The following is an 18,357-nucleotide window of genomic DNA, read 5'->3' as shown; positions in this document are numbered from 1 at the left end:
ATTGGATTGTTTTTTATCTTTAGGTAAAAAGTGGTATTGTAATATTAAGTTATTTGAAAATGAAATGAGGTGAAGTCATGGAGTTGGAACCAATACTATCTAAATTAAAAAACCACACACCAAAGATCCTTGGCAGTGAAAAGTTTTCAAAATATGCTGTTATGGTCCCACTCATTGAAAAAGAAGACGGGGTCCACGTTTTGTTAGAAGTTCGTTCCCTGGAACTTAGAAGGCAGCCCGGTGAAATTTGTTTTCCAGGGGGGAGGATTGATGCCCAGGATTCCGACGAAAAAGCAGCCGCTATCCGTGAAACCGTTGAAGAATTATGTGTCAGCAAGGAGAGTATATCAAATGTACTCCCATTGGATTTTATGATTTCACCTTTTGGAATGATCATCTATCCTTTTGTTGGCTACATTAAAACACCTAATCCAATTGTTCCTAACCCTTCAGAAGTTGGTGAGATTTTTACCGTGCCGCTATCATTTTTAATAAAAAATGAACCAGAGATTTATCGTATAGAATTTAAGGCAGAACCCGAGGTGAATTTTCCCTTTGACCTTATTGTTGGGGGAGAAAATTATAATTGGCGGACACGTGGGGTTGAGGAGTATTTCTACCGTTATGATGGAAAAGTGATTTGGGGGCTTACGGCCAAGATTCTTGCCCATTTTATTGATTTACTTCGTTAGTTTTAGTTCCGAAAAAAAGAGTGGATTTCTAGCCAAGATCCACTCTTTTTTTTGATTGTACGCCAGGGGTGAACAAATGTCTTTCTATAAAAGAAAAAGCTTGATTATTTTCTGAATATGATTAAAATTAAGATTATATTTTTAGAATTAGGGAGATGTAGGGATGAAGGTCGTAAAGTTTGGTGGGTCCTCACTAGCATCAGGAAAACAACTGGAGAAGGTATTTAAGATTGTAGTTTCAGACCCCGAAAGAAAAGTGGTTGTCGTTTCTGCCCCCGGGAAAAGGTTTGCAGAGGATGATAAGGTAACAGATTTATTGATTGAATGTGGAGAACTTTGTTTACAAAATAAAGACCCAAGAGAACCATTTGAGGCAGTCCTTGAAAGATACTGCTCAATCGCAGAAGAATTATCACTGTCACATGACATTATTATCGAAATTCAAGAAGATTTAGCAAATCGGCTGAGTGCAGATAAAACAAAACCTGATCGTTTTCTGGATTTGTTAAAAGCAAGTGGTGAGGATAACAATGCCAAATTGGTGGCTGCCTATTTCCGTAAGCAGGGCGTAGAAGCTTCTTACATAGACCCGAAAGAAGCGGGGCTGCTTGTCAGTGATGAGCCTGGTAACGCTCAGGTGCTGCCAGAAGCTTATAATCAATTATATTTGTTGAACGAACGAAAGGGGATCCTAATATTTCCAGGTTTCTTTGGTTATAGCAGGCAAGGTGAGGTGTTTACCTTTTCACGGAGCGGCTCCGACATTACTGGATCCATCTTAGCCAATGCCCTTAAAGCTGACCTTTATGAGAATTTTACTGATGTCGATGCAGTGTATTCCGTCAATCCCTTCATTGTAAAAAGTCCGAAAGAAATAAAAGAACTGACTTACCGGGAAATGCGTGAACTTTCATATGCGGGATTTACTGTATTACATGATGAAGCACTTGTTCCGGCGTTCAGAGCAGGAATTCCTGTACACATCAAAAATACAAATAATCCAAGTGCACCTGGAACAAAGATTGTCTATGAACGAGACAACACAAATGGACCAGTGATTGGTATTGCCAGTGACCAAGGATTTTGTAGTATATACGTAAGCAAATACCTAATGAATAGAGAGATAGGCTTTGGACGGAAGCTATTAAGTATCTTAGAAGACTTCGGATTATCTTATGAGCATACCCCTTCAGGCATTGATGATGTTTCCGTCATCCTTCGAGAAAATCAAATGGATGCGAAAATGGAGAAGGCGATTAAGGAACGGATTGAAACAGAACTTCATACTGATCAAGTAAAGATTGAGCATAGTCTTGCACTTATAATGGTGGTTGGCGAGGGAATGCGCCATAATGTTGGGACCATGTCAAGAGCTTCTAAGGCACTGGCGAAAGCTCATATCAATATTGAAATGATTAACCAAGGGTCGTCAGAAGTTAGTATGATGTTCGGGGTAAAAGAAGTAGATGAAAAGAGAGCGGTTCAAGCACTTTATGAGGAATTTTTTGTGGCAGTCACGGTTTAATATCAATATTTTAAAAGGTACGTCCAACGACGTACCTTTTTATTACAGGTTTTTTAACTTTTTCCGAGTACGGATTCCGGCAAGTACTGCAATAATCAACCCCCCAATTGTATCAGCAATTAAATCGGTCATTGTATCTTTATTTCCCCCGCCCTGTAAGGTCATATCGAAAAATTGGTCGGAGCTAAATTCATAAATTTCCCATAATACGCCACCGAGTGCCGCAAAGGATAACGTAAATAAAAACACAAACCATGGCGAAATCTTATCCCCAGCATTTCGATGAATCAATCGTTCATATAAAGCAATTCCAGAAAAAGCGAGAATAGCTCCACTGACCAAATGCATAAAAGTATCCCACCAACCAAGGCCATACCAGCCTAGGATAGAACCTAAATATTGAGAGCCAACTAAGAAAATTAAATAGGAAATGACAATTGGTAAATTGAATTGTAGTTTGGTGAATAATGCCAATAATAACGGAATCGCACCGCATACAATACCGCCAATTGCGACTGAGCCTTCAAAGGATTCTCCCTTTGAATAGTAATAGACCGCTAAAACTGCCATGAAAAGGACATAAATGGCACTTAAAGTGATGACAAGTTTTCGATTCAACAAAATGCACCTCTTTAAACTTTTGGTTTTCGAAAATAGGCGTAAATGGCAATTAAGAGTCCTCCGGAAAACCCACACAACAGGTCATACATCGTATCTTTATTTCCACCAAGCTGCATGATGTGTGTGAAGGTCAAATCCCCAATAAACTCATAGATCTCCCATAGGACACTTGCTAGGACAGAAAGGGATAGAACGAAAATTGAAATAATCCAATGTGAGGTATCCTTTCTTACTTGTTCAGGTATCATTAATTTATATAATGTTATGCCAACACAAGCGACATATACACCTTTATAAAAATGTATGGTCGAATCCCACCATCTATATTTAAGATAAAAATCCCCTATAGTCCCTAAATACGTGGTACAAAAGATAAATAGATAAAACCCAACGATGCTTGGCAGGTTAAATGGTATGTTTTTCTTAAAAATCAACAGAATGGGCAACGAGCACACGATTATCCCTCCGAGGGCTACTTGCCATTTTGAAGGCTGCCCTTTAACAAGGAAAAAAATAAATAAGACAATCATAAATAACACAAATATACTACCTAGAAGAATAAGTATTTTCCGTTTCAATGACTCACCTCATTAATCATCGTTCATTACAATTATATCCAATAAAAATAATTGAAATCACTCCGATAATTTTGTATTGAAAACTCGCATAGGCACATACAAAAGAGTATATTGGAAAGGTAGCACAATGTAGGAATAGACCAAGATAAAGATGGTTGCGGAGGATATTATGCAAAAGGCACAAATACCAACTTACGAGCGAATTGCGATAGATTTAGCAAATAGAATATATGATGGGAAATTTAAGGTGGGAGAAAAAATTCACGGGAGATCAACCTTAGCCAGTGAATATAAGGTTTCTCCAGAAACTATCCGAAGAGCTATAAAAATTTTGGAAGATGTTGAGATAGTCCACTCTACAAAAGGCAGTGGAATTGTTATTTCTTCTCGGGAGAATGCTTATAAATATATTCAACGGTTTTCAAATCTTGCAAGCATCAAAGATCTTGAGAAGCAAATGAACTCCCTCATTTCCGAAAGAGACAAGCTCGATGAACAGCTTTTTGATACGCTCCGAAAAATTATGGACTATTCAGGAAAACTTCGTCATACGAACCCACTTGCACCCATCGAAGTAGAGGTAGTTTCGGATTGTATACATATTGGCAAAACTATTTCGGAAGTGAAGTTTTGGCAAAATACTGGGGGAACTGTTATCGGGATGAAACGAAAGGGAGAATTAATTATTTCACCAGGCCCCTATGCCGTAATACAAGAAGGGGATGTCCTCCTTGTCATAGGTGCTGATGAAACATATGACCGAGTCCTTCATTTTATGGCAGAGTAAGAAGGGATTGAAAGATGCAAAAAAGCCGGCTTTTTAGGTAAAGGGTTCCGTTTTGTAGTGCTTAATGACTCGTTCTAAATAGAGTAACCAGCAAAGGAAAAATAAGAGGAGATTTTCCGGTTAAATGCAGAATGGCGCTCGTTTCGGGGGAAATAAGGGGAGATTTTCCGTTTATGCAAAGCAAAATCTCCCATTTTCACGTTTTTTGAGTAAATAGGGGGAATTTCTCCGTCTATTTACCCCCTTTTTTAATAATAATTACGAATTAAGCGGAAAATTTCCGTCTATTTATCAGCTCGGGTACTTAACCCGATGCCCAAACAGATAAGTGCGGACCCTCAATAATGATGTCAATTGCTATTTCAAATTTAAGAAAGCTTTAGTAGTAGGAACTTCATAAATAAAGAAAAAGACGTATGCTAATGCATACGTCAATTCTTGTGTCTTTTTATTAAGAAAGCACCCGTAAACGGAACCTTTTATTTTTGAGGACCAGCTTTTTCTTAAATGCACTATTTTTCTAATAATCCTTCACTTTCTAAAAATTCCTTAGCTACTTTGGCTGGTGACTGTTTAAGGCTGTCGACCTTATAGTTCAGTTTCCTCATTTTTTCATCAGTTAACTTACCAGCCAAGGAATTTATCACTTTTCTAAGTTCTGGATGTTCCTTTAACGTTTCTTCTTTTAACATCGGTACCGCATAATAAGGAGGGAAAAAGTTCTTATCATCCTCTAATACCTTTAAGTGGAACGCTTCAAGTAAACCATCCGTTGAAAAGGCATCGATGACATCACTCTTACGGTTGGCTAATGCCGTGTAGCGCAATCCGCCGTCAACGGGTTTTACCTCTTTAAATTTCATATTATACGTTTTTGTCAGTCCGATTAGTCCATCCTCACGATTAGGGAATTCGATGGTTGGACCCATGGTTAATCCATTGCTGATTTTGGTTAAATCAGATATCGTCTTTAAGTTAAATTCCTTTGCAGTATCTTGACGAACAGCTAAGGCGTAAGTGTTATTAAATCCAATCGGTTTTAACAATTCAAAACCATACTTTTGCTTGAATTCCTTCTGGACAATATTGTAGACTTTGTCCGGATTACTTTGGGGCGGCTGATTTAAAATATTCACTAACCCTGTCCCGGTATACTCAACATACATATCAATATCCCCATTTTTAAGGGCGCTGAAGGCCACCTGACTGCCGCCAAGATTTAATTTTCTCTCTACTTGTATATCAGTCTTATTTTCTATTAAATCTGCAAGCATATTCCCTAATATTAGTTGTTCACTAAAATTTTTAGAACCGATCACAATTTTATCCTCTGCGTTCACTTTTGAATAAACTGTAAATGCACCGGCAATGATGATAACAATACTTGCAAAACTAATCATCATTTTTTTAGTGGTTTTCCCGGTCTTTTTTGCTGAAGATTGTTTGCTAGTATAGGAAAGTGAGGATTCTAGTTTTCCTACGATAAAATCGATAACTAGGGCAAGAATACAGGCGGGAATCGCTCCTGCTAAAATCATATAATTATCGACCGTTTGTACACCTGAGAAAACGAGATATCCTAGTCCGCCAGCACCAATGAAGGCAGCGATTGTCATTAATCCAACAGCGGTAACCGCTGAAATTCTGATACCCGCCATAATCATCGGGAAGGCTAGTGGTAACTGAACCTTTCTCATCGTTTGACTCTTGGTCAGACCGATACCTCTGGCGGCTTCCAGAATATCTCCATCAATATTCGTTAGACCTGTATACGTGTTTTTGACAATAGGAAGCAATGAATAAAGAACGACCATAATAATCGCTGGGGTACTGCCAATCCCAACGAATGGAATAAGAAATCCAAGTAAGGCCAAACTAGGTACTGCTTGAATCACATTGGTTGTTCCTATTATCGGTTTTGCAAGCTTTTGCTCTCGAGAGATTAATATACCGAGTGGGATCCCGATAATAATTGCTACTAGGACAGAAATTACGCTTAAGTAAAGATGCTGGCCCAGTAGACTGAATACTTGCTCATAGTTAGTGGTTAAATAGTTCATAAATCCACTCATTAAAAGGCCACCTCCAAATCAATTAACTGGCTGCTTAGTGCAGAAAGAATACTACTTCTAGTTATAAGTCCAATCAGCTGTTTATGACTGTTCACAACCGGCACATAACCAATTTTATGCTCATTCATTGTTGCTAAAACTGATATCAAATTGGCATCCTGTGAAACCGAAAGGACATTTTGTTCCATTACCTTTTCGATTGAGATTGTTCGATTGAGCAATTGGATGCTCTTTAATGTCACTAAACCTTTTAGGACATTTTGTTTATCAGTAACCATTAGGCTATCGACTTTTTGGTCCTTCATTATTTCAATCGCCTGTAGCACTGTGCGCATGGAGGTGATCTTCACAGGATTAGGAATCATAATATCCTCAGCCATTAATAATTCAGGATTGTTCCAAACCCGTCTTTTACCAATAAAGTCTTCAACAAAGTCATTGGCAGGATTCTTTAAAATATTTTCAGGGGTATCATATTGAAGTATATCCCCGTCTTTTAAAATACAAATCTTATCTGCTATTTTAATAGCTTCGTCCATATCATGGGTAACAAAGATAATCGTTTTGTTAAGTTCCTTTTGCATTTGGAAGAGTTCATCTTGAAGCGAACTTCTTGTGACAGGATCTAACGCACTAAATGGTTCATCCATTAAAATGATATCGGAGTTGGTTGAAAAAGCTCTTGCAACCCCAATTCTTTGCTGCTGACCACCACTTAATTCCTTTGGAAAGCGATTTAAGAATTCTTTCGGGTCTAATCCAACCAATTCAAGCAGTTCTCCAGTTTTCTTCGCTATGGAATCAGGATCTTCTCCTTTAAGTTTGGGAATCAACTCTAAATTTTCTTTAATAGACATATGAGGAAACAATCCCGTATTTTGAATCACATAACCAATATTCCTACGCAGCTCAATCGGATTCATGGTCGAAATATCCGCCCCATCTACAAAAATTTGCCCAGACGTTGGCTGAATCAATTTATTAATCATTTTCAACAATGTCGTTTTTCCGCATCCGCTTGGTCCAATAAAAACAACCAGCTGGCCAGCTTCGATATCTAACGAAAAAGGTTTAATAATTGTCTTTGATCGATATTTTTTAACAATATTCTTAAACTCTATCAATTTTTCTTCCTCCTTTGACAATAAAAATGAACCGGTCGTCAATGTGACAACTTAATACTAACACATAAGTTGTTACTTTGTCTAATTCATCACAATTTTGCTTCTTTCCAATTAATGAGCCATTAAGTACAATGAGGTGAGGAATATAGCGCTATGGAGTAAGCAGGTGATGAGATGAAAACAATTTTAATTGTTGATGATGATGAATATATCCGCAATCTTGTAATAAGTTTGCTGATGAGAGAGGGATTTAAAACAATTGCAGCGGAAAATGGGAGCACAGCACTTGAACTTTTAAATAAAGAGGATTGTGATTTAGCGATCGTAGATATCATGATGCCCGTCATGAATGGTTACCTCTTAACAACTGAAATCCGAAAAGAGTATGATATTCCGATTATCTTATTAACGGCAAAAAGCCAGATTGAAGATAAGGAAAAGGGATTTGAATCCGGCACGGATGATTACTTAATTAAACCGTTTGAACCCAAAGAATTAATATTTAGGGTCAATGCCCTTTTAAGAAGATATGGAAAATCTGGGGAAGCGAATATTAAGATTGGGACCTTATTCATAAACAAAAAAAGCTATGAGGTTAAAATTAATAACAAGACCTTTATGCTTCCGTTAAAGGAATTTGAACTTTTATCTTTTCTTGCTACGCATCCTAATCAAGTGTTTAGCCGCGGTCACTTGATTGAAAAAATATGGGGTCTTCATTTTGAAGGAGATGAAAGAACCGTGGATGTTCATATCAAACGGTTACGCGAAAGGTTTGCGAATATTGCAGAGGATTTTATCATCAAAACGATTAGAGGGGTAGGATATTCCCTGGAGGTTCTTTAACTAATGATCATGAAATCTTTGTATAGTAAATTCGCCTTTATTACGATTATGATTATGGTTGTCAGTGGAATTATTTCTTTTTTTCTTTCCAATGCTTATTACCAATTCAAATTAAAACAGCAAAATGATGAAAAAATCATGAATTTTGCCATTGAAATAGCTGACTTTGCTAGTAAGCACCCTTTGATTAGTCTCCAGGACTATTTTGACCATATCGGTACGATTGGTTACCAAATACTTTTAGTCAATAAAGAGGGGGACAAGAATTATTTCGGATCGTCGTTTAGAGTAAAGAACTTACCAGCAAATATTCCAGGAAAAGTTTTAGATGGAGAGGTTTATCATGGGATTCGCAATTTTCCTCATAAAACCTTTGTAACCGGATTTTTTGCCAATGAATTAAAAAACTCAGTCGGTGTCCCATTTGAGTGTAAGGGTGAAGAATACGCCATTTTTATCAGGCCAGATATTAAGCTTATGTTTAACGAGATGCATATTCTTTTTGGCTGGCTGTTAATCATTTCAATTTTATTAAGCGTAATATTGGTTCTTATTAGTACCAAATATTTAGTCAAGCCGATAAGAAAGCTAAATTTCGCAACGAGAGCAATTGCGGAAGGAAATTTTTCAATCAAGTTGGATATTACCCGAAGCGATGAACTTGGAAATTTAGCAGTTAGTTTTACTAGGATGACAGAAAAATTAGCACAAGTAGATTCGTTAAGAAAAGAACTAATTTCTAACATATCTCATGATATCCAATCACCACTAACCAATATAAAAGGGTATTTAAACTTATTGGAAAACAGTGGAAAAAGGGAGCAAGAAGAACAACAATATTTACGCGTGGTTCAATTCGAGGTAGACCGACTCTCCAGGATGACCAAACAGTTATTACTTCTATCCACAATTGAGAGTAAAAAGGATTTAATGGAAGTTAGTAGCGTAGATATAGCTGAACAGCTCAAAGCTGTTATTCACCAATACGAATGGAGCACCCTGGAAAAAGGAATAATGATGAGTTACTCACTCTCTGATGCCAGGGTTAAAGGGGACCCAGCATTACTATATTCTGTCTGGGAAAATCTGCTGACGAATGCGATTAAGTATAATCGTGAAAATGGTACGATTGATATTGAATTGACTAAAGCGGATAAGGAAGTTGTAGTTGTTATTAAAGATTCTGGTGTGGGATTAAGTCAGAAGGATTTCGATAGAATCTTTGACCGTTTTTACCGGGCGGATGCCTCTAGAGCACGTTCAGTTGAGGGAACAGGTTTAGGCCTGTCAATCGTCCAATCCATTATTGATTTGCACCATGGAAAAATTGATTTAGAAAGCATAGAAGGAACAGGGACTACTTTTACTGTGCACCTTCCTAAATTGTAAAGTAACGTTCATCTTCCGTTCATATTCGAACAGTATTCTGTTTGTGAAATGAAAGGGAAGGTGAATTTTTTAATGTACTTATTACCATTTAAGGAAATGACATTTTTTAAAGTGAGATATTTGTTAATCAGTTTTATTCTTTTTTTCGTAGCAATCCTTGTTTTTGTCATCAGTGGACTTGCAAATGGCTTATCTATGAACAATGCTTCAGCGATCATTAACATGCCAGTACATTCTATTTATCTGCAAAAAAGTGCTGAGGGGCGCATTGATCGATCTCACTTTACCCTTGATTTAGAGAAATTGACAGCAAAAAGTGAGGCTCAGCCAATTGGTATTCAAATGGGGGCCATTTCCAAAGTCAATTCTGAGGATAAATTAGATATTACATTTATGTCTGTAAAGCCAGGTAGTTTTTTAAAGCCAGATAGTAAGAGTTTAGAAACAAACGGGGGAAATTCTGTCTTACTAGACCGTTCGTTATCTCAAACAATTAAGAAAGGAATGATCGTAAAAGATGCACGAAGTGGAATAAGCTTAAAGGTTGTTGGTTTCTTGGATGATCAAACTTTTAGCCATACACCAGTTGCGCTTATTTCCCTTGACACTTGGGAGGAACTCGCTGGCGGCTCAAACAAAAGTGAATATAACGGAATTGCCATAAACAAAGCGGATCTAGGATTGGAAAAATCCATTTCTAGTTTATATAAAGATGGGGAATGGGTAAAAAAGGATCAAGTGGTCAAGGGCATTCCTGGGTATTCGGCTGAACAAAATTCACTTTATATGATGTTATCGTTTTTAATCGTAATCGCTGTGTTTGTATTAGCCGCATTCTTTTATATTATGACCATACAAAAAACGGCACAATTTGGCATCTTAAAAGCCATCGGTGCTAAATCGAGTCAATTGGTTAAACCAACTATCTTTCAGGTGATTATGTTATCTATTGTTAGTATTGCAGCAGCTGTAGCCTTTACTAAGGGCTTTATGTCTATTCTTCCTGATGATATCCCGTTTATATTTGATTTTGTGCAAATTGCTAAATTCTCAGGGTTATTATTTATTGTGTCGATATTCGGCTCATTATTATCGGTATTTAATATTGTGAAGGCCGATCCAATTCAAGCAATGGGGAGAGTAGAATAATATGATGATGGAACCATTAATATTAGAACAGGTTGAAAAATCATTTAAAGATGGCGATAAGGAAAATCATATTGTGAAAAACTTATCCTTCCGTTTAAAAACGGGCGAAGTGGTTGCGATTATTGGTCCTTCAGGGTCGGGAAAATCCACGTTTTTATCGATTGCAGGTGCCTTGCAATCTCCTGATAAGGGAAAAGTCATTGTAAATGGCACAGACATTGCAACCTTTAGCGATATTGAAAAAGCAAACATTAGATTAAATCACCTAGGTTATATTTTTCAAACATCAAACTTAGTCCCTTATTTAAAGGTAGAAGAGCAATTGAGCCTTGTTTTAAAAATGGCGAACCAGTGGACCAAGGAAAGTAAAAGAAAGATTAACGACATGTTAGTTGCAGTTGGGATGGAGCAACGATCTAAATTTTATCCCCACCAGTTATCGGGTGGAGAAAAGCAACGAGTCGCCATTGCTAGAGCATTTATTAATGATCCGGAAATCATCTTAGCGGATGAACCAACAGCCAGTTTGGATTCAAATCGAAGCATGTCCATAATTGAGTTAATCGCAAAAATTGTTAAGGAGCAAAACAAATCTGCTATCATTGTTACTCACGATGAACAGATTCTGCCGCTATGTGATCGGATTTACGTAATGAAGGATGGACAACTTATGGAGAAAGGGAACAAGTCTGAGTGATTGCTAGCTTTTTAGAAGATAAAGTTGAATTGTGCAAAAGAATTAACAAAAGATGTTAAAATGGAGGTATTACTAAATACCAAAAGAGGAGAATTTATTATGAGCTTTGTTCGGAACAAATTCAGTGCGAAGTTTTTCCTTTTCCTCGTATTAGCTTTTCTGTTGATTCATGTGCCCATTCTAGGAAACTATGTAAAAGTCATCAATACGCTTATCCATGAGTCTGGTCATGCATTAATTGCTCTTTTTGGCGGGAATGTCGAACGAATATCGTTATTTATGAACTCCGAAGGGGCGACCTACAGTAATCAGTCAACCTGGATTGGCAGTTTGTTAACAAGCCTAGGTGGATACACCTTTGCCTCTTTTATGTCATTTATATCATTTTTATTAATTGGAAAGAAGAAACAAATTGTTCTGGTTGATCTATTGTTAGGTTTTATTGCCTTGAATCTTATTTTTTGGGTAAGAAATCCATATGGTTTGTTTTGGTTATGTTCATTTGCCATTGTTTTTTTGTTCCTGCTCATTAAGGGAAGTCAAAATTTCAGGGATCATTTATTACTCCTGATTGCCTCGATATTAATGGTTGATTCCGTCCAAAGTGCGTATGAAATCTTTTACATCAGCTTATTTCAACCACAGGCCGCAGGGGATGCAGCAAATCTAGCCAGGCTCACAGGAGTCCTTCCAGCACAATTTTGGGGGCTTTTCTTCATGGTTCAGGCTCTGTGGTTTTGTATCTATGGGTTAAAAAGAGGATATTACAAGCTTGGGAGTTGAAGTATTTAAGCTAATATTAGAAGCCCGCCTGGTTTCTGCGGGCCTGTGCAGATTATTTTTGTAAATCTTTTTTCGTTATCTCACTGCGAATATCTTTTTCTTTTGAAAACTCTGTATCTTGATTTTTGTTGTTAGGGTATTTATTTTTTCGTTCTCTGTTATCATTCTTGTTAGTCATCGTAAGCCTCCTTTTTAGTTACCTCGGAGCTTATTTTGTGCAAGGGAGAACTTTTTACTCCCTTTTAATACAAAGTTAAGAATGGAAGCATAAGCTATTATAGTGAGCAGCTAAAATGGAAGGGTGAGTATGTAATTGGATACTTTAGATGCAATTAAAACACGTAGAAACATAAAAAAATTTAAATCCATGGAGATTGACCAAAATTTAATCGATACATGGTTAGAGGCTGCATCAATGGCACCCAATCACCGCATGACGGAACCATGGGAGATTTTTTTTATTGGAGCAGAAACGAGAGAAAAGCTAAACCATAAAACAAATTTTGGAAACGCACCAATTGTTATGATGGTCTTATCAAAGCGTGGAGCAACAACAGTAGAAACTGAAGAAAATGCAATGGCAACGGCGTGCTTTATTCAAAATTTTAATTTAGCTGCGTGGTCAGAAGGGGTTGGGACCTTTTGGTCATCTATCGGCATCACGCCAAAAAACAGGGCTATCCTTCAAGTACCGGACGGATATGACATAATAGGCGTACTTGGAGTAGGATATCCCGAAGTGATTCCGGAGCCAAAACCACGAACACCGATTAAGAATAAAATAAGTAATTTACCATAACAGGAAGTGTTGAGCCAACCGAACAATTCGGTTGGCTCTCTAAATTGCTAAATTGCTTCGAAGTATTCTAATGTAAGCCTGTTGATGATTTGTTGTACAGGAAGAATATCTTGAATTTCGCCTACTCTCGCTCCAGCAAATACAAGCCCATTTTCGACGTCGCCTTCCATCGAAACCAATAAAGAATCCATAGTACAGAATCGATAGGAACAATTTTTTAAGCAATCAATGCATTTAGCGATTTTTAACTTGTCTTGTCCACTAATTAATTTAGCAAAATGATTATTTATTGCTCTTCCATGGAGACCTACTGTCGTTTTAACTAGAACCAAATCCTCTTTGCTTGCATCCACATATTTTTGTTTAAAAGCTAATGGGGCATCACATTCTTCGCTGGCCACAAAACGTGTCCCCATTTGTACTCCTGAGGCGCCCAAAGCAATCGCTCTTGCAATATCTCCGCCAGTCAGAATACCTCCTGCAGCAATAACCGGTATGGAAACTGCTTCAACCACTTCAGGTAGGATATCAAACATTGGGCGGTCGGTGCCAAGGTGACCACCTGCTTCAAAGCCTTCAACGACAACCGCTGCAGCCCCAAGTCTTTCGGAAATCCTCGCTAATTTAGCAGATGAGACGATTGAAATAACTGGAATTCCTGCTTGTTTTCCCCATGCATACATATCTCTAGAAATTCCAGCACCCGAGATAATAAAATCAACTTTCTCTTCAAGGGCAGCTTTCATTTTTTCAGCAAAGTCATTCATCGCGAATAGAACATTAACACCGATGTATCCAGCATCTTTAGCCAGACTTTTCGCCTTTCTAATATGTGCTCTCATTTCGTCCGTGGAAATCCCTGTTCCAGAGATAATCCCAATACCGCCAGCATTTGCGACAGCTGATGCCAATTTACTAAGTGATATACCTACACCCATACCGCCTTGCATAATCGGAACCTTTGGCATCATATGACCTATTTTAAGTTGTGGAAAGTTCAATTTATTACCCCGTTTCATTGTTTTTGTAGAAACTTCTCATGCATCATACCATTTCATTTCAGAGATGTCTGTGATTACTATCACCAGGTCATAATGGCAGGTGGTATGATTTTCTAATATGTTACAATAAACTTGATGTTATTTCATAACAACATTCCGTATAAAAAAATTGTTGAAACCAAACGATACGAAATGAAGTTAAAAATGGATGGTGGTAATTGTCATGATTTTATTTACTGATATAGACCTTGATGGGCTTGGATGCGGGCTAATCGCGAAACTTGCTTTTGGAGAAAAAGCGAATGTATTTTACTGTTCTTACAGGAATTTAAATCAAAGAGTGGAAGCAGTGATTAAAAACCCTGAGAATAATAATGTAGAAATATATATTACCGACTTGGCGGTAAATGAACATGTGGAAAAAAAACTCGAGGAGCGGTTTAAACAAGGCAAACCTGTACAAATGATTGATCATCATGTGACAGCCTTGCATTTTAATGAATATAAATGGGGAAGCGTTATTCCCGAGTATGAAACGGGCAAGAAGACATGTGCCACTTCATTATTTTATGATCACTTGATTTCAAATGGAATCATGGAGAGAAATAAGGCGCTTGAGGAATTTATTGAGTTAGTCCGCCAATACGATACGTGGGAATGGGATGAAAACAATAATGTAACGGCGAAACGCCTAAATGATTTATTTTACATACGGAATAGAGAGCAGTTTGAAGAAGAAATGCTGAAAAGGTTAACGGAAAATACCGAATCGTTTATGTTATCTGAAACGGAGAATATGCTTCTAGATATTGAGGAGCAAAAGATTAATCGATATATTTATTCAAAAAGCCGACAAATTGTTCAAACCTTTATTGATGATTATTGTGTAGGGATCGTACACGCAGAACAATATTTATCGGAGTTGGGAAATGCGCTAAATAATTTATATCCGCATATGGATATGATTATTCTATTGAATATGAGTGGAAAGAAAATGGGTTTTCGAACCATTCATGATGAAGTAAATGTCGCAAAATTTGCAAAGAGATACGGTGGAGGTGGACATCCAAAAGCATCTGGTTCTGAAATGACAAGTGAGGCGTTTAAGCAATTTGTGGTGGATGTGTTTGGAAGTCTGCCGCTTAAACCGGATGCCGATCGGAATGAATACAACGTGAAGACTTCTCATTCTGGGACAGCTTTTCAAAATCAAATGGGTGATATTACATACATCATCCCAAGCGGTGAGAGTGAATATTTTATTGTGCACAATAAGAAGAAACTCGATCAAACCTTTGCTACATTTGAGACTGCTGAGCGTTATCTCAAAAGAAATTTTTCTTCTTGGCTTCAGTATGACCAAGATTATCTCTATCAGTTATCTGCCGCACTAAAGATGCCAATTGATAAGATAAAGGATAACCATGCGGAGATTATCAGCAATTACTTAGTCGATATAGTTTAGGAGTAAAAGAGAGCTTGGGATTCCCAAGCTCTCTTTGCGTCATAAATTGGGGATTATTAAAAATTAAGATTCCGTTAAGGCGTGAATGGTAGTATAATCGTAGGTATTTGTTAGTGTTATTTCAGTATCGTAATTATCGTGAAACAGAAAGTAATTCCGTTAACATCCGCCTGTAATATTCAAACGGTATAATGGTTTTAGACACTATATTTTATGGTTTGGATAAGAGGAATTAATGGAGTACTAAATTTAACATTATTTCAAAATACCTTTTTGATAAAAAATAATGGGGTGATAGGATGGCTTCAACTTCAAAAAGGAGTAAGTATTTTGACAATGCCAAATTTATTTTGATTTTTCTGGTTGTCTTTGGGCACCTAATAAGTCCGTTAAAAGAGGAAGACGGGATTCTATTTACTTTATATACAGTCATTTTTCTCTTTCACATGCCAGCATTTATTTTTATCTCTGGATACTTTGCAAAGGGTTTTAAAAAGAAAGGCTATATTGTAAAGTCAATTAAAAAAATATTATTGCCTTATTTCATTTTCCAAATCATTTATTCGGTTTATTATTATTTAAATGGTCAGGAAGCTAGTCTGGAGTTCGATTTTTTACATCCACATTGGTCACTATGGTTTTTGCTGAGTTTGTTTTGTTGGAATTTATTACTTTATGTTTTTGCCAGATTTAGATGGGTCGGATTTTGTTTCTCCATCGTATTAGGAATAGCCATTGGATTTATTGATGATGTGGGTAGCTATCTAAGCTTGTCTAGAACATTTGTCTTTTTTCCGTATTTTTTATTGGGTTTTTTACTAAATGGCGATCAGTTGAAAAAAGCGATTCGTTCAAAATATTCACGTCCTGTTGGATTAGTTATTATTCTCGGAACGCTGTTTTCTTTAGGGTTCAGTTTACCGCATAACGTCGTGCCATGGCTCTTGGGAGATACTTCCTATGCCAATATGGGTCAAGAAGAATGGGTGGATGGACTTTATCGAGGCTTCCAATATCTGCTGACATTAATTGTCGTCTATGGATTTCTCACGGTTATACCTTCCAACCCACTAAAGGTATCGAAAATAGGTGAAAGAACGTTGTATGTTTATTTGTTCCATGGTTTTATTATCAAATCACTTGAAGTAACCGTTATTGACCAAAATTTATTTAATTTCTCAGGACAATATCTTTTACTGATTATCCTTTCTTTCGTCATCTGTTTAATCCTTGGCAGCTACGTCACTAAAAAATATACGCGTCCTATTGTGGAATTAAAGATTTAAGTAATTAAGGGAATCGTAAAGAGCCGAACATATACCTGTTCGGCTCTTTTTAATGTTATAAGAATCCAAATAATGAGCTGACAATATTTTTCTTTTTTCTTTTACCCTTACTTGAATCAAATACCATAGGGTCATCTAATTGAGAAGGTATATTCACTTTACTAAGAAGCTTTTGGAATTGTTCAAGTTGCCTAGTTAATTCATTTACTTGAGATTGTAATTCTTCTATTTCACGCCGGTGCTGTAAGAGTTGATATGAAACAACAGAATCTGCCTTGGAATGAAGGGCAATTTCTAATTTACTAACTTTTGCAGTCAATTCTTCTAATGCGTGATTGTTTTCTACGGCCTTTACAGCACCTTTTCTAGGAATTTTGTTCTCTTTGATTGGTGTGATTTCATGGATTAATGTTCCATTTTGGAGTTGTTCATGGATTTTTTTTAATACTTCGATATCCTCGTTGTTAAAATGATAATGTCCGCGCTCATTTCTTTCCATTGGTAACTCGAGCTGTTTGACCCAGCGTTGAATAGTACTGGTAGAAACACCTAATAATTTTGCTACTTCACTAGTATTCATTTCGAATCCCTCCAATGAATTAATTAAATCTTAACCCAAATTAAGACCAGAATTTCCACCATTTCTTTTCTTTTGTTGCTGCTACATCCCGATAGCTGTTCAACATTTGTTGAAAGGCAATTTCTCGTTGTGTAATTTCTTGTCGGTATTGATCTCGCTCTTCAAGGAAGAATTCGCGCTCTTTGTGCATAGCCTCCGTTAAACTTGAGATTTCGTTGTTTGTAACATCTACATAGTGGGATAATTCCTCTGATGTTTCTGATAACTGTTTGGAGAGTGTATAAATTTCCTGAGAAGTTTCGATTGCTGCGTTGGTAATATTGTTAGAAAGGTAGTGTAAGGAGTCTGCCGAGAGTTCAGATGCTTTTTCTAAGCTCTTTGATAAATCTTGGATTTCTGCCTGTGTGTTAGCAGACGATTTATATATAGAGTCAGAGATTGACTTAACGGTTGTATAGGTCCCTTTGTTTATTTCCTTCTTTACTTCTTCCACTACTTCCTTTCGCACAACATTACGTATTTCATTTTTTACTTCGCTTAAGAAAGTTTCCTTATACGTATCCATTGCTTCGAAAAACTGATGCGCATCAATGGCATCCTGTATAGTAATTTGCGCGGAGGGTTCTGAAAGGACCTCGAGTGAAACTTGAGTAATCTCTTGTATTAATTCACTTTCAGGATGTAATTTCTTATGCATAATTTCTCTAATTTCTTCCTTAGTTAATTTATTTTCATACATTCTTTTAATTTCTACTAGTTTTTCAATTTCTAATTCTGTATAAATCCTTGCCCCTTGCTTTGTTCGGGGAATCTCGAGTAATTCCTCTAAATCTTTTTCCCACTGACGGAGAACGCCTGGTTTGATATTTATTTTTTTTGCCGCTTCTTTTAAGGTATAGGTCTTCATTAGAACAGTCATTCCTTTCTATTTATCTAGGAAATAATTCATCTTCTGTAAGTTAT

At 36.9% G+C, this 18,357-nt stretch carries 19 protein-coding genes; 11 read left to right on the top strand and 8 right to left on the bottom strand.

Going from position 1 to position 18,357, the window contains the following annotated elements:
* Positions 1–77 precede the first annotated feature (77 nt).
* Positions 78–692, top strand: a complete 615-nt coding sequence (locus COJ96_RS16795) for an NUDIX hydrolase (RefSeq protein WP_098574965.1) — start codon at positions 78–80, stop codon at positions 690–692.
* 163 nt (positions 693–855) lie between these two features.
* Positions 856–2,217, top strand: a complete 1,362-nt coding sequence (locus tag COJ96_RS16790) for an aspartate kinase (RefSeq protein ID WP_098574964.1) — start codon at positions 856–858, stop codon at positions 2,215–2,217.
* A 42-nt stretch (positions 2,218–2,259) separates the two neighbouring features.
* Here the strand turns inward: COJ96_RS16790 and COJ96_RS16785 are convergent, their stop codons facing one another.
* Both COJ96_RS16785 and COJ96_RS16780 read right to left on the bottom strand, forming a co-directional pair.
* Positions 2,260–2,835, bottom strand: a complete 576-nt coding sequence (locus tag COJ96_RS16785) for a DUF2238 domain-containing protein (protein WP_098574963.1) — start codon at positions 2,833–2,835, stop codon at positions 2,260–2,262.
* 14 nt (positions 2,836–2,849) lie between these two features.
* Positions 2,850–3,416 (bottom strand): DUF2238 domain-containing protein, encoded by a 567-nt coding sequence (locus COJ96_RS16780; protein WP_098574962.1) that lies wholly within the window; start codon positions 3,414–3,416, stop codon positions 2,850–2,852.
* A 169-nt stretch (positions 3,417–3,585) separates the two neighbouring features.
* Between COJ96_RS16780 and COJ96_RS16775 the strand changes: the two genes are divergently transcribed.
* A complete protein-coding gene (locus COJ96_RS16775) occupies positions 3,586–4,203 on the top strand; it encodes a GntR family transcriptional regulator (protein ID WP_098574961.1) in 618 nt (205 codons plus the stop codon).
* Between the two features lie 512 nt (positions 4,204–4,715).
* On the opposite strand, the gene COJ96_RS16770 is transcribed toward COJ96_RS16775, so the two are convergent.
* On the bottom strand, positions 4,716–6,275 hold the full coding sequence (locus COJ96_RS16770; protein ID WP_098574960.1) for an ABC transporter permease/substrate-binding protein: 1,560 nt from the start codon (positions 6,273–6,275) through the stop codon (positions 4,716–4,718).
* Positions 6,275–7,399, bottom strand: coding sequence for an ABC transporter ATP-binding protein (locus COJ96_RS16765; protein WP_098574959.1), 1,125 nt, complete (start codon positions 7,397–7,399; stop codon positions 6,275–6,277). The genes COJ96_RS16770 and COJ96_RS16765 overlap by 1 nt, the downstream gene beginning before the upstream one ends.
* Before the next feature lie 174 nt (positions 7,400–7,573).
* Between COJ96_RS16765 and COJ96_RS16760 the strand changes: the two genes are divergently transcribed.
* From COJ96_RS16760 to COJ96_RS16740, 5 genes are all read left to right on the top strand, one after another.
* The gene (locus COJ96_RS16760) at positions 7,574–8,245 is read left to right on the top strand and encodes a response regulator transcription factor (protein WP_098574958.1); all 672 of its coding nucleotides are present in this window, start codon (positions 7,574–7,576) and stop codon (positions 8,243–8,245) included.
* 3 nt (positions 8,246–8,248) lie between these two features.
* A complete protein-coding gene (locus tag COJ96_RS16755; protein ID WP_306460596.1) occupies positions 8,249–9,634 on the top strand; it encodes a sensor histidine kinase in 1,386 nt (461 codons plus the stop codon).
* Between the two features lie 72 nt (positions 9,635–9,706).
* The gene (locus tag COJ96_RS16750; RefSeq protein ID WP_180230152.1) at positions 9,707–10,783 is read left to right on the top strand and encodes an ABC transporter permease; all 1,077 of its coding nucleotides are present in this window, start codon (positions 9,707–9,709) and stop codon (positions 10,781–10,783) included.
* A 1-nt stretch (position 10,784) separates the two neighbouring features.
* Entirely contained in the window at positions 10,785–11,480 is a 696-nt protein-coding gene (locus COJ96_RS16745; protein ID WP_098574956.1) for an ABC transporter ATP-binding protein, read from the top strand.
* 99 nt (positions 11,481–11,579) lie between these two features.
* Complete coding sequence (locus COJ96_RS16740; RefSeq protein ID WP_098575034.1) at positions 11,580–12,263, top strand: M50 family metallopeptidase; 684 nt, start codon at positions 11,580–11,582, stop codon at positions 12,261–12,263.
* Between the two features lie 52 nt (positions 12,264–12,315).
* On the opposite strand, the gene COJ96_RS29265 is transcribed toward COJ96_RS16740, so the two are convergent.
* A complete protein-coding gene (locus COJ96_RS29265; protein ID WP_257148540.1) occupies positions 12,316–12,441 on the bottom strand; it encodes a hypothetical protein in 126 nt (41 codons plus the stop codon).
* A 135-nt stretch (positions 12,442–12,576) separates the two neighbouring features.
* On the opposite strand from COJ96_RS29265, the gene COJ96_RS16735 reads away from it, so the two are divergent.
* A complete protein-coding gene (locus COJ96_RS16735; RefSeq protein WP_098574955.1) occupies positions 12,577–13,062 on the top strand; it encodes a nitroreductase family protein in 486 nt (161 codons plus the stop codon).
* A 47-nt stretch (positions 13,063–13,109) separates the two neighbouring features.
* On the opposite strand, the gene COJ96_RS16730 is transcribed toward COJ96_RS16735, so the two are convergent.
* The gene (locus COJ96_RS16730; RefSeq protein WP_180230151.1) at positions 13,110–14,081 is read right to left on the bottom strand and encodes an NAD(P)H-dependent flavin oxidoreductase; all 972 of its coding nucleotides are present in this window, start codon (positions 14,079–14,081) and stop codon (positions 13,110–13,112) included.
* Positions 14,082–14,286: 205 nt separating this feature from the next.
* Here COJ96_RS16730 and COJ96_RS16725 point away from each other — a divergent pair, with 205 nt between their 5' ends.
* On the top strand, positions 14,287–15,528 hold the full coding sequence (locus COJ96_RS16725) for a DHH family phosphoesterase (RefSeq protein WP_098574953.1): 1,242 nt from the start codon (positions 14,287–14,289) through the stop codon (positions 15,526–15,528).
* Between the two features lie 299 nt (positions 15,529–15,827).
* Complete coding sequence (locus COJ96_RS16720) at positions 15,828–16,814, top strand: acyltransferase family protein (RefSeq protein ID WP_098574952.1); 987 nt, start codon at positions 15,828–15,830, stop codon at positions 16,812–16,814.
* Positions 16,815–16,869: 55 nt separating this feature from the next.
* Here COJ96_RS16720 and COJ96_RS16715 read toward each other — a convergent pair whose 3' ends face one another.
* Both COJ96_RS16715 and COJ96_RS16710 read right to left on the bottom strand, forming a co-directional pair.
* The gene (locus COJ96_RS16715; RefSeq protein ID WP_098574951.1) at positions 16,870–17,394 is read right to left on the bottom strand and encodes a MerR family transcriptional regulator; all 525 of its coding nucleotides are present in this window, start codon (positions 17,392–17,394) and stop codon (positions 16,870–16,872) included.
* 40 nt (positions 17,395–17,434) lie between these two features.
* Positions 17,435–18,301: a MerR family transcriptional regulator gene (locus tag COJ96_RS16710; RefSeq protein ID WP_098574950.1), complete on the bottom strand. Its 867-nt coding sequence runs from the start codon at positions 18,299–18,301 to the stop codon at positions 17,435–17,437.
* Positions 18,302–18,357 lie beyond the last annotated feature (56 nt).

Origin of the sequence: Bacillus sp. AFS073361, assembly GCF_002567005.1 — a bacterium.
GTDB lineage: Bacteria > Bacillota > Bacilli > Bacillales > Cytobacillaceae > Neobacillus.
This window is presented reverse-complemented; position numbering and strand designations above follow the sequence as displayed.

Coding starts and splice junctions, on each gene's coding strand:
- COJ96_RS16795 (WP_098574965.1), top strand. CDS start 78: ATGGAGTTGGAACCAATACTATCTAAATTAAAAAACCACACACCAAAG.
- COJ96_RS16790 (WP_098574964.1), top strand. CDS start 856: ATGAAGGTCGTAAAGTTTGGTGGGTCCTCACTAGCATCAGGAAAACAA.
- COJ96_RS16775 (WP_098574961.1), top strand. CDS start 3,586: ATGCAAAAGGCACAAATACCAACTTACGAGCGAATTGCGATAGATTTA.
- COJ96_RS16770 (WP_098574960.1), bottom strand. CDS start 6,275: ATGAGTGGATTTATGAACTATTTAACCACTAACTATGAGCAAGTATTC.
- COJ96_RS16760 (WP_098574958.1), top strand. CDS start 7,574: ATGAAAACAATTTTAATTGTTGATGATGATGAATATATCCGCAATCTT.
- COJ96_RS16755 (WP_306460596.1), top strand. CDS start 8,249: ATGATCATGAAATCTTTGTATAGTAAATTCGCCTTTATTACGATTATG.
- COJ96_RS16750 (WP_180230152.1), top strand. CDS start 9,707: ATGTACTTATTACCATTTAAGGAAATGACATTTTTTAAAGTGAGATAT.
- COJ96_RS16745 (WP_098574956.1), top strand. CDS start 10,785: ATGATGATGGAACCATTAATATTAGAACAGGTTGAAAAATCATTTAAA.
- COJ96_RS16740 (WP_098575034.1), top strand. CDS start 11,580: ATGAGCTTTGTTCGGAACAAATTCAGTGCGAAGTTTTTCCTTTTCCTC.
- COJ96_RS29265 (WP_257148540.1), bottom strand. CDS start 12,441: ATGACTAACAAGAATGATAACAGAGAACGAAAAAATAAATACCCTAAC.
- COJ96_RS16730 (WP_180230151.1), bottom strand. CDS start 14,081: ATGAAACGGGGTAATAAATTGAACTTTCCACAACTTAAAATAGGTCAT.
- COJ96_RS16725 (WP_098574953.1), top strand. CDS start 14,287: ATGATTTTATTTACTGATATAGACCTTGATGGGCTTGGATGCGGGCTA.
- COJ96_RS16720 (WP_098574952.1), top strand. CDS start 15,828: ATGGCTTCAACTTCAAAAAGGAGTAAGTATTTTGACAATGCCAAATTT.
- COJ96_RS16715 (WP_098574951.1), bottom strand. CDS start 17,394: ATGAATACTAGTGAAGTAGCAAAATTATTAGGTGTTTCTACCAGTACT.
- COJ96_RS16710 (WP_098574950.1), bottom strand. CDS start 18,301: ATGAAGACCTATACCTTAAAAGAAGCGGCAAAAAAAATAAATATCAAA.